We start from the raw sequence: 11,006 nt of genomic DNA on the forward strand, positions 1-11,006 counted from the left end.
GCAGGAAAAACAGACCCGCAGACACGCGAAGCCCTTCGAAGGAGACGGATGCTTCGGCGCCATCCGCGCTCGATGTGGCCATCGCATCCCTGGCGACCCGGGGCAAGCTGCGCTTCGTGCAGGTCGGTGCCAATGACGGCAAGCTGGAAGACCCGATACATCACCATGTTCTGGCGCATGGGGCCGAGGCCCTTCTGATCGAACCCCAGCCCTGGCTGATCGCGGCGCTGCGCGACAATTACGCCGCCTTTCGCGGCAAGCTGATGATCGAGAACATCGCCATCGGCCCGGACCACGGCACGCTGTCCCTGCATACCCTGAAGCGCGCGTTCTGGGACGATTACACCGCCCGGGACGGCCGCAGCCCGACCATCCTGTTCTCCCCGGACCGGGATCTGCTCAGACGCCGTATTGCCAGACGCATGAAGGTGGACATCGACGAGGCCGAGCGGCGCCTGGACACCATCGATGTGCCCATGGCGCCGCTGTCGGATGTGCTGGCCCGCCACGGCATGACGGATATCGACGTGCTGCAGGTCGATTGCGAGGGCTGGGACGTCAAGGTCATCCTGTCGCTGGGAGAGGTCCGCCCCGCCGTGATCCATTTCGAATCCCTGAGCCTGAGCGACGCCGACAGGCAGGCGTTTTCGGACTGGAGCAGGCAGAACGGTTATGGCTGCATTCAGGGCTGGAAGGACACGCTGGCGATCCGCGGCCTGTCCCATCCCGCATGACCGCGCCCCCCGTGGGCGCGCAGGGTGCAGGCCGGGCACAGGGGGGCTAGAGCAGGCTGATCCCCCGCGCCTTGCGCGCCAGGGCAATGTCTTCGAGCAGGTGGAACTGGTCCTCCCAGTCGATATCCATGACCAGCCGTTCGGGCATGTCATGCAGATACGGGTTGGTGCCGATCCGGTCATCGACCGCGCGCATCCGGGCGAAGGGCATCAGATAGGCGGCGTGGTTGATCTCGAACAGCGGCTTGATGTCCTGGCTGCGGGGCCATTTCTCGACCGTGTTGTCGTAATTGTAAGGGCCGTTTTCATCCCAGATGAACTTGTGCAGCGTGGTGACGGTGACCAGGCTGTCATGGCCCCGCGCTTCGGCCGCCCGCCAGGCGGCGATCAGGTCCGCAAACACCGCCGCGGTGAGGAACGGATGCGTCACATGGGTCATCATCATCACGCCGGTCTCGCGCAGGGTCGCGGCGTAGCGGATGAAGGCGCTAATCGGGGTTGAGGACGCGCCCAGCTCATCGGGGCGTTCGATGGGACTCACGCGGCGGTCATGGTCCCGGGCAAACTGCGTGGCATAGTCCAGCACCACGGGATCATTGGTCGAGACAATGATCTCCGAGACCTCGGGCACCCGGGCAAGCTGGTTCAGCTTCAGCTCCAGCAACCCGCCGTCGAAGCCGGCGAAGGGGCGGGTGTTCTTCTGCTTCACCCGCTCGCTGCCCGCGCGGGCGGGGATCAGGGCGATGACCCTGCCTGTGTCAGTCATGCGTGCGGTATCCCGTTGCTGCAGTCATGGGGCGCACCCCGCGCAGGCAAACCCCGGCCGGGGCGCAGCGATCACGCGGACCCGTCACGGGGCCTGGAAGTCCGGGTAAGGTATGCCGTTCTCGCGGATCCAGTCCTCGGTGGTCTTGAGGTCCTCAAGGCTGTGGACATCCAGGCAGCCCTTGGTCGGATACGGCTTGATCCGGGTGCCCATGCAATCCCACGGCCCCTGCCCGCCCGGCGTGCGGATCGCATCCGCGCGCAGCACCCAGATGGAATGATCGAAGAAATAGCAGGTGGGCAGGTCCTGGCGGTTGGCCGAGACCGGCGCCCCGGTATCGACAAAGGGTTTCAGCAGGCCTTCGTCGGTCACGCCCTTGGCGCGCATGGGATGGTATTCGTTGTGTTCATGGCTGGGCACCACGGAACTGAGGCTCGCATCCGCCAGAAGCTGGTCGATGCAATCGTCGATGATCTGTTCGGATATGGTGCCGACATTGGCATGCTGCACGATCACGATATCCACCGGGCCGTCGGCCTCGATCACCTTCAGCGCATGGCGCACCGCATCGCAGCTTTGCGCGGTGTCGCTGGCCAGTTCATCGGGACGGCGGATCTTCGCATACCCGGCCTGTGCCGCCGTATCGAGGATCTTCTCGTCATCGCTGCTGATGTAGTAACGGCCGATATGGCGGCTGCGCCGCGCCGCCGCCGCTGCCCAATGCAGCAGCGGATGGCCCAGCACCGGCAGGATGTTCTTGTCTTTCAGCGAGCTTCCCCCCCGCCCGATCATCAATGCCGCGATCGTCGCGCGCTTTTCACTCATGCCGCTTACCCTGCCTTTCGGAAATACTTGTGGTGTTCGCTCTCGTTCACGCGCTTCTCCTCCGAGCCGATGATCACCTCGGCCTCGCGGATGGCGGCGACGTAATCGGCGAATTCGCGGGTGGTCAGATCCAGCGCCACGGCATCGAAATGGGCCCATTCGGTATTGCCCAGCTTCACATGCTTTTCCACCATCCGCGCGCCCGCCGCCACCGCCAGGGTTGACGCCAGGGCGCCGAAATCATGGCTGGAATAGGCCGGGACGATATGGGGGTGCGCCTTCGACAGATCCCGGTAATGGCGGATCACGCCGATGTCGCAATCATGCAGCGGCGTGGGATAGGCGGAGTTGCACTGCATCAGATACAGCCGGTCGCAACTGGTGAAGGTCTCCAGCACCCATTGTTCATAGGCGGTGTCGGTCATGCCCGTGGACAGCACGATCCCGCCTTTGTACGTGTTCGCCACATGGGCCAGATAGTCGGTATGTTCCGAAATGGTCGAGGGCAGCTTGACCAGCTCGGGCTCGAACTGCTGCATGAAGCGGAACGAGGGTTCATCGAGCACCGAGGCGAACCAGCGGATGCCAAGATCACGGCACAGCCGGTCCAGGAATTCGAAATCTTCCTGGCTCAGTTCCAGCGCGTGGCGATAATCGCGGAAGGTGGTGCCGAAGGGCGAGACATATTTCCCGTCCAGCTGCTCCTTGGGGTAGAAGCTTTCCACGTCGCGCTTCTGGACCTTGACGAAATCGGCCCCTGCGGCGCGGGCGGCGCGCACCATGCGTTCCAGCCGGTTGCGGTCGCCGAAATGGTTGGTGGTCAGTTCCGCGGTGACCAGCACCCGGTCGGGGTCGGTGTCGGTGCCGCTGTCCAGTTCGGGCAGGAAACGGGTGTTCAGCTCCTCAGGGGTCAGGCCGGAAAACGCCCGGTCGCCCACATGCTGGATGTCCACCTCGCTGTCGCGCAGCATGTACAGGGTGTTGATGAAATAGAATTCCTGCGGGGAAATGCGGGCCATGCGCTCGCCGGTCTCGGTGGGGGCGTAATCATGGTCGATGGCATGGGCATAGCCCTTGGTGGCGGCGAAATCGAAGCCCAGCATATAGACCGTCTGGGTGCGCCCGCGCTGGCGCGCGATCAGGCGCGCCAGCCGCAGCGCCGAGACAAAGAGCACATCCTCGATCACGAAATCCTCGCCCGGGGTGTCGGTGACCAGGCGGCTCATCATCACGTCGGTGCCTTCCTGATCGCCGCGCACATGGCGCGCGTGCGCCACATCGCCGCGCGGCGGGGCGATATCCTGCGGGGTCACATAAAGCCGTGAGCGCCAGCCGCTGGCCTTGAGCGCCTCATGCACCCAGCCGTCATGAAAGATGGTGATGTCGCAGGGCGCAATGCGTTCGGCATCGTTGAGCCCGATCACCAGCGCATTGGACAGAAGCGCCGGGTTGATCCGGTCAACCGACGGTCCCTTGCCCAGAATGAAGATCGTATCGGTGCCGAATGTCGACGCGATACTTTCGACCCGGTTCGAGAAATTCGCCATGATAGGGTTTCCCTTCAACTTCGATATCACAATGATGTTCGCGCGCCAGCATCAGCCCGGGCAGCAGATCCCAGGAATAGGCCCCGCGCGGGTTGGTAAAACGGGCAAAGGCCCCGCGCACGACATTATACAGGTTATACACCGCGCAGCCCATCAGGCGGCTTTCGCGGGTCTCGGCCATGCCTTGCAGGATTTCATCACACATGGATGACGAAAACCCGCGAATGCGCGACCGGATGGGCACCAGCGTATCGCCGGTCATCAGATGTTCGTTCAGTTCGGGCAGATACAGCAGGCTGCCCAGATGGGTTGTCCCGTGCCAGAGCGTGAAGGACACGCCCCATTCCTTCAGGCCGGAACAGAAATTCTCGGTCCCGTCGATCGGGTCCAGGATGGCGTAATAGCCCGCACTGGTCAGGTCGGTCTCGGCGGAAAAGGTTTCTTCGCCGGCGAAGGTGACATCGGGGATGCGCGCGGCCAGATAGTCATGGATCAGGGTTTCGATCAGCACGTCCGAGGCGGTGACCGGGCTGCCATCGGGCTTGATGGTGATGTCATAGCGGCTGGCCTGGATGCGCTCCATGTTGGCGCGCACCAGATCCATCAGCCCCGCCATCAGGGCGCGGGTCTGCGCCAGATCCGGCAGGGTGTCGGCCTGCAGGCGCGGTTCGGCGGCGGTCGATGCGGCGGCGGTCGATGCAGCAGGGGGCGGGGCGGCGGGGGGCGGAGGCGTCATTCTGCGGCATTCCTTTCGGCGTCAGCTTTGGACGGAGGGGGATCAAGCGGCTTTTCCAGCCCCAGCAGGTCGAAGAAATCCACCCGCTCCAGCATGTCCAGCTTGCCCCCCGGCGAGGCGTTGTAGAGCCGGCAGCCATCGCTTTCGACGGCCTTCTGCAGATTGGCAAAGGCCAGGTTGACCATCTCGGTGCCCGATCCGCCGGGGCGGAAATTGGCCAGCCGTTCGGTCTCCTTGCGGCCGCCGCCGTAGAAATGCGTCACCGCGCCGGAATAATCCAGATCGACCCCGATGATGTAGATTTCCGAATAGCCCATCAGATGCGCCAGCTGCGCGGCCAGCACCACCACGGTCTCGCCGCGGTGGAAATGCAGCGGCGCATGGCGGAAGGGGGCCAGCGACAGCTTCAGCCCCGAAGACCCCAGCGGGATCGCGGGCACCGTGGGCGGCTTGCGCCACAGGCAGTTCGAGGCGACGAAGAATTTCTCGACCGAGGCGCCGTCGGCGTCGATCTCCCCGGCGTGGTTCTTGTAGACAAGCGGATCGGCCACCACCAGGTATTTCGGCTGCGGCAGGCCCACATCCAGCGCCCGCATCCCGCGGTTGACGCAGAAGATATCCTCGCCCGCCAGCGCGCCCAGCGGCAGATCGGCGATCGACGGGGCATTGCCGACGATGAAGCAGCGCTTGCGCCCGGCCAGGTTCAGGGTGGTGCCCGCATCGAAGCCCAGATGGCGCTGCTGCCAGTCGCCGATACGCTCGGCCATCTGGGTGAAGCCCAGCCGTTCGGCACAGGCCAGCAACCGCGCGACCACGCCCGCCGACAGCGGCAGGCGGAACAGCAGCCCCGTGGTCAGCGACATGGCGAACCCGTCCAGGTCGTTCTGCGCCAGCTGGTCCAGAAAGGCGGTGGCCTCGGCCTCGGCCCCGGCGACATCGGCGCGCCCCAGCATGATGTCGATCTTGTTGCGGATGACGTTCCAGACCTTCCTGACGTTCGCGTCGGTCAGCTCGCCGGGGGCGGGCAGGGCCAGCAGCGCTTCGACCTGCTCCCAGTCGCGCCGGCGCATGAAGAACTGCAGCAGCTCTTCTTGCTGCACCGGGTCCATCTCCAGCCCCTGGGCGGCGGTCTCGGCGATCCGGGCGGCATGGGTCACGGCGACCGCATCGCCCTGCGCGGGATTGAGCAGCATGCCGATGGAATCGGACAGGAACTTGCCGTCATAAAGCGTGGCGATGCGCAAAAGCAGCTCGTGGATTTCCTGCGGCAGGAAGGATTGCGGCGCGGGGTGCAGCCGGATCAGGTCATAGATCCAGCGGGTGACGCGCAGTGTCTCGATGCTCTTTGGCAGTTTCTGCGTCACCGCCGCCTGCATCACATCGCGCATGGCGGCGAAATCGCCGCGCCGGTAATGGATTTCGATCATGGCGCGCAGCCACAAGGTGTCGCGCGCGTAGCGGGCCGTGTATGTCTCCAGCACTTCCTCGCAGTCCTCCAGCCGCGAACTTTCCAGCAACGAGAGCACCAGCGAGGGAAAATAGATGCGCGGCTCCGGCGCGCTTTCCAGCAGCTTGCGCACCCACCAGATCGAGGCCGAATGGCGGGTATTCGCCGACAGGAGCCGCGCCACCATGGCGCGGACATTCTCGGGGTAGAAGCGGCGGGCGCGGCGGGCAAACAGCAGCGCCCCGGCCTCGTCCACCGATTGCACGGTGGTGGCCAGCGTCAACATGCCGGTGGCGCGCAGCCGGCCGATGCGGATGGCCTCGGTGCGCGCGCGCGCGTTTTCGACCCCGATGCGATAGACCCATTCGGGCGGCATGGCCCCGGCCTCGGTGGGGTCGATGGCTTCGACCTTCTGCCAGCGCTCCAGCGCCACGGCCCAGGCATCCTGGGCGATGGCGACCTCGGAATGCAGCTTCAGATAGGCGATCTCGCGCGGGAATTTGGTGACCAGGCGCTTGGCCTCTTCTTCGGCCGCGTCCGGATCCCCGGCCTGCACCAGCGCGCGCACGCCGCGCAGATAGCTGCTGGTCTTGGCCACGCCGGTGGCCTTCAGCCCGCGCTTCAACCAGATATCGGCGGCGCGGGCCCAATCGCCCTGCGCTTCGGCCAGCAGCCCGTCGGCGCGCTGAAAGCCGGTATCCGCATCATGGCTGGCGCGCAGCCCTTCGACCAGGGCCTCGGCCCGGGGCAGGTCGCCCAGCTGGACAAAGGCTTCGACCACCGAAAGCTGCAGCTTCGGCTCCACCAGGGCGCCGCTGTCCTCGATCATCTGCCAGCGCAGGGCGACATCGCTCCAGCGTCTGGCCTTCAGCGCCAGCCGGCACCAGGCCTCCAGCAGCAGGGGGTTGGCCTCGAACCGGGCCAGACCGTCGCGCAGGATCGCATCGGCGCGGGCCAGATCGCCCATTTCCGCCGCCGCCTGGCTCAGCCCGACATAGGGTTCGGCAGGCAGCGCCAGCGCGTGCTGCCAATGGCGCGAGGCCTCCAGCCAGTCGCCCTTCTTCGCTGCCGCACGGGCCTTGGCCGACAGCCGGTCCAGGGCGGTGCTCTGGCCCGGAGCGGCGGCGGGCGGGGCGGCGGGCGGCGGGGTGGCGGGGCCGGGTTTCAGCGTGGCCTTGAGCTTGCGTATCTCCTCCTGGGCGGCCTTGGTGGCGGCCTCGGCAGCGGCCTTGCGGGCTTCGGCAATGGCGGTCTTCCGGACGGATTCGGCCTCCTTGCGGCGGGCGGCTTCCGTGGCCTTCCGGGCCTTCTGGTCCTCGCTCGCGGCCTTGGCGGGGTTGATGATCCGGTTTTCCGCAACACCGATCACTTCATAGTGGACCAGCGGGTTCAGCCCGCTGGTGGCCACATCCGGGTAGCGCGAGACATAGAGCGCCGTGTCGAAGAACTTGCCGGGGTTATACCCTTTCTGCGCGCCCTCGGTCAGGTAATGCTCGGCCGGGTCCAGGCCCTGCGCCTTCACCTCGGGATAGGTGCTGCGATACCAGCTCTTGTGCAGGTGCTTGGAATTCTTTATCTTTTCCAGTTGTTCGGAAATATCCACCGTCTGACCCCTCCGACAGACCCTGTGCTGTCGTGTTGTGCGGCCCCGCCACCGCGCCGGACGGTCCGCGCCTGTCTCTCAATCTGTTACTGCACTGCAGCATGAACAATATTCAGGCTGTAGCCGGTTCTCCGTAATCTGTCGAGCCTTTGCCTGCATAGCTGGCGCGGGCATAGAAACCAATGACAGAGGTCAAATCCGCCGCCCCGATCATCCCCGGCACCAGGGCGAATTCGGCCATCCGCCCGATGGTGCGCACCGGTTGCGCGAAGCGTTCCACGGTGTGATAGGCGGGGCGGTCGGTATAGTCATCGAACAGCACCGTGACCGGGCGGGTGATGCGCAGCGCCACGCTGGCCAGGCAGGCGGCCCGGAAGCGGCCGTCGATCAGCACCAGATCGGGGTGGCGAAAGAAGGGCTGATCCCAGATATCCAGCGGGTAGCGGTGAAACTGCGCCCAGGCGGCATCGCTGCGCGGCCGGCCCCAGGCGCCGGTGGGGCCGATATCGACATGATGCACCACCACCGGCGAGGGCAGGCGCGCACGGTCCAGCGCCAGTTGCAGCCGCAGCGCCCAGGCGCGGTCGGATTCGACGCTGAAGATCATCTTGCCGGGCAGCCGCGCCGCCACCCAGGTGGACCCGCCCGAGCCATATTCCAGGATCACCCCCGCCCCCGCCTGGGCGGCGCGCAGATGGGCGGCCTCGGCCGCGGGGAAGGTCAGCTCGAACGCGGCGCCTGCACTGTCCGGCGCGGGGGCATCGGGGGCGTCGGAAGCGGCAGCATCGGAGGCGGGCGTCTCAGGGGCGGGGGGCGTTTCGGAAGCAGGGGGCGTTTCGGGCGCAGCATCCGGAGACGGGCTGTCCTGGGGCGGCTGGGTCATCGCGGAACGGGCCTCTTGTGGCATCTGGGGCGCGCGGGCAGTTTCAGCACATGTTAGGGGCCATTGTGGCCGCGCGCACGCGGTTTTGCAAAGCCTGTCCTGAAATTGCAGGTCCGGTTCAAGGGGCACGCCCTCTTGCACCCCTGCCCGGCAGGGGGCAGGAAGTAGGCAGCACGGGCGACAGGCCCATGCGACAAGGGCGCAAAGCAGCAGAGGCGGGGCAGACCATGGCGGCGGCGGGATGAGGACGATCGGATCGCCGGGGCGGTTTTCGCCCTTCCGGCTGCTGCGGGTGCTGCGCTTCGGGCTGGCGCGGCGGCGCAACCGCGCCCCTCTGCCCGCGCCGCTGCGCGCGCTGGAGACCCTGCGCCGCAAGCATGATGAGCTGGGGTTCACCGCCCCCGTCCAGACCGAGCTGGCCGCGGTCGCGGCGACCTCACGCAACCCCGCGCAACGGGCGCTGGCGCGGCTCTATCTGGCCCGCATGGCGCTGGAGGAGACCGACCCCCCTACCGTGATCGACCCCCGCCCCACCCTGGCCGAGGCCGCCCATGCCATCGCCGCCGCCGGCCAGGGTGGCATTCAGGGCGGCGCCCTGCCCCCTGCGATGCAGCCCGCCCTGCGGGTGCTGGCGGTGGCGCTGGCGCAGCGTCTGGCGCCCGATCCCGCCCCCGGCAGTGCCGAGGCCCGGGTCCATGAGATGGCCGCCCGGATCCTCGCCCAGGGACCGGCGCCACTGGGCCAGGGCGATACGGGCCGGACAACCGAGGGGGCCAAACGGGCCAGCGACACCACCCCCGAGGCGCTGCTGCTCTGCACCGCCCGGGCCCCCACCCCCAAGGCCCGGCTGCACTGGCTCAACCGCGCGCTGGAAGCCCAGGGGCTGCCCCCGCTGCGCCTTGACCCGCAGGGGGCGGTGCCCGCGCGCGCCGGGCTGCGCCCCGCCCCCGGGGCCAAGGGCCATGCCGTTCCGCCCGCGGCGCCGGGCCACATCCCGCCACAGGCCGCGGACCCCGCCGCGCCCGAATCCTCTGCCAGCGCATCCGGCCCAACCCCCTCCACGGCCGCCCCCTCCATCCCGGCCCCCGCATCCATCCCCGTCCTCGCCCGGCGCAGGCTGGCGCGGGTTTCGGTGATGATCGTGCTTGGCCGGCCCGAAGACAGCCTGCCCGCCGCGCCGGGCGCGGGGCTGCTGCTTTCGTTGCGCGGCCTGCTGGACCAGCACCACCGCCCGGATGAGATCCTGCTGCTGGATGCCAGCGGCGCGCCCCTGCCGCCGCTCGATGGGCTGGCGCACCCCCTGCGCGTGCTGTCCCTGCCCCCCGGCACCGGGGTGCTGGCGGCGGCCACCCGGGGGCTGGCGGCGGCGCGCGGGCAGGCGGTGGCGCTGCTGCGCGCGGGCGATCTGCCCCTGCCCCACTGGCTGGCCCGCGCCGCCCAGGCCCTGGCCGCGGACCCCGCCCGGCTGGGGGTCCTGCCCACCCGCGCCGTGCTGGATGCCGAGCTGCGCATCCCCCTGCCCCCCGGCGCCGACAGCCCCGCGCCCCCGGACCCGTTCAGCGCCCTGCTGCGCCGCCGCCCCCTGCGCCAGGGCTTTGGTGGCTGGGCCGATCTGCCCCTGGGCGCGCCCGAGGATCTGCTGGCCCGCATCCGCGCCAGTTGCGGCGATCTGGCCATCCACCCGCTGGCGGGCGGGCCGGACCTGCTGGGCGACACCCCCGCCACCGCCCTGCCCGAGGCCGCCCTGCCGGACCCCGCCCTGCATCCCGCGCTTTTGCGCCAGGTGCAGGACGCCGCCCCCGGCGCGCTGGCCCGCGCCCGCCCGCAGACCCTGCCGCTGCCCTTGCGCGCCCCCGCACTGGCCGCCACGCCCTCTGCCCCCGCCCCCACTCCAACGGCGCATTTCGATGTCATCCTGGCCTCGGATTTCCGGCTGCGCGGCGGCAGCAACATGTCCAACGCGCAGGAACTGGCCTGCCAGCGCGCCCATGGCCTCCGCACCGGGGTGCTGCCCATGTATCGCTATGACTTCGACCAGATCGACCGCCCCCTCCAGCCCGAAATCCGGGCCGAGATCGACGGCGAACGGGTGGTGCTGCTGGGCTCGGGGATGGAGGCCGCCTGCGATCTGCTGGTGATCCGCTACCCGTCGGTGCTGTGGTATCCGCAGCGCTTCCTGCCACGCATCCGCGCCCGCGCCATCCGCGTCATCATCAACCAACCCCCCATGAGCGATTACGGCTTCGACGCCCGGCGCCGTTACCACCTGGCCGATTGCGCCCGGGTGCTGCGCGCGCAATTCGGCCCCGGCGCGGTCTGGCACCCCATCGGCCCGCTGGTGCGTGACGCGCTGCACCGCCACCATGGCGCGGAACTGGCCCATATCACCCTGTCGGATCAGGACTGGCACAATATCATCGACCTTTCGGGCTGGGAGGTCCCCGCCGCCCCCGCGCCCCATCCGC

General features: G+C 68.0%; 8 protein-coding genes. 2 read left to right on the forward strand and 6 right to left on the reverse strand.

What is annotated here, in order from left to right; genetic code table 11:
- Nucleotides 1-74: 74 nt before the first annotated feature.
- Nucleotides 75-734, forward strand: coding sequence for an FkbM family methyltransferase (locus tag HUK65_RS14585; protein ID WP_179907012.1), 660 nt, complete (start codon nt 75-77; stop codon nt 732-734).
- 46 nt (nt 735-780) lie between these two features.
- Here HUK65_RS14585 and HUK65_RS14590 read toward each other — a convergent pair whose 3' ends face one another.
- The 6 genes from HUK65_RS14590 to HUK65_RS14615 all read right to left on the reverse strand — a co-directional run bounded on the left by HUK65_RS14590 (nt 781) and on the right by HUK65_RS14615 (nt 8,541).
- Nucleotides 781-1,500, reverse strand: coding sequence for an acylneuraminate cytidylyltransferase family protein (locus HUK65_RS14590; RefSeq protein WP_179907013.1), 720 nt, complete (start codon nt 1,498-1,500; stop codon nt 781-783).
- A gap of 84 nt (nt 1,501-1,584) precedes the next feature.
- Nucleotides 1,585-2,325 (reverse strand): acylneuraminate cytidylyltransferase family protein, encoded by a 741-nt coding sequence (locus tag HUK65_RS14595; RefSeq protein WP_179907014.1) that lies wholly within the window; start codon nt 2,323-2,325, stop codon nt 1,585-1,587.
- Nucleotides 2,326-2,330: 5 nt separating this feature from the next.
- Nucleotides 2,331-3,872 (reverse strand): N-acetylneuraminate synthase family protein, encoded by a 1,542-nt coding sequence (locus HUK65_RS14600; RefSeq protein ID WP_179907015.1) that lies wholly within the window; start codon nt 3,870-3,872, stop codon nt 2,331-2,333.
- The gene (locus HUK65_RS14605) at nt 3,784-4,608 is read right to left on the reverse strand and encodes an inositol monophosphatase family protein (protein WP_179907016.1); all 825 of its coding nucleotides are present in this window, start codon (nt 4,606-4,608) and stop codon (nt 3,784-3,786) included. The genes HUK65_RS14600 and HUK65_RS14605 overlap by 89 nt, the downstream gene beginning before the upstream one ends.
- Nucleotides 4,605-7,658, reverse strand: coding sequence for a hypothetical protein (locus tag HUK65_RS14610; RefSeq protein WP_179907017.1), 3,054 nt, complete (start codon nt 7,656-7,658; stop codon nt 4,605-4,607). The genes HUK65_RS14605 and HUK65_RS14610 overlap by 4 nt, the downstream gene beginning before the upstream one ends.
- A 112-nt stretch (nt 7,659-7,770) precedes the next feature.
- Complete coding sequence (locus HUK65_RS14615; RefSeq protein WP_179907018.1) at nt 7,771-8,541, reverse strand: hypothetical protein; 771 nt, start codon at nt 8,539-8,541, stop codon at nt 7,771-7,773.
- A 241-nt stretch (nt 8,542-8,782) separates the two neighbouring features.
- Between HUK65_RS14615 and HUK65_RS14620 the strand changes: the two genes are divergently transcribed.
- Nucleotides 8,783-11,006 (forward strand): glycosyltransferase (locus tag HUK65_RS14620; RefSeq protein ID WP_179907019.1); only part of this gene is annotated, 2,224 nt, incomplete at its 3' end.

Origin of the sequence: Rhabdonatronobacter sediminivivens (assembly GCF_013415485.1) — a bacterium.
In the GTDB taxonomy this organism is placed as follows: Bacteria; Pseudomonadota; Alphaproteobacteria; order Rhodobacterales; family Rhodobacteraceae; genus Rhabdonatronobacter; species Rhabdonatronobacter sediminivivens.

Excerpts from the sequence above, each read along its gene's own strand:
- HUK65_RS14615 (WP_179907018.1), bottom strand. The coding sequence starts at position 8,541 with ATGACCCAGCCGCCCCAGGACAGCCCGTCTCCGGATGCTGCGCCCGAA.
- HUK65_RS14605 (WP_179907016.1), bottom strand. The coding sequence starts at position 4,608 with ATGACGCCTCCGCCCCCCGCCGCCCCGCCCCCTGCTGCATCGACCGCC.
- HUK65_RS14590 (WP_179907013.1), bottom strand. The coding sequence starts at position 1,500 with ATGACTGACACAGGCAGGGTCATCGCCCTGATCCCCGCCCGCGCGGGC.
- HUK65_RS14600 (WP_179907015.1), bottom strand. The coding sequence starts at position 3,872 with ATGGCGAATTTCTCGAACCGGGTCGAAAGTATCGCGTCGACATTCGGC.
- HUK65_RS14595 (WP_179907014.1), bottom strand. The coding sequence starts at position 2,325 with ATGAGTGAAAAGCGCGCGACGATCGCGGCATTGATGATCGGGCGGGGG.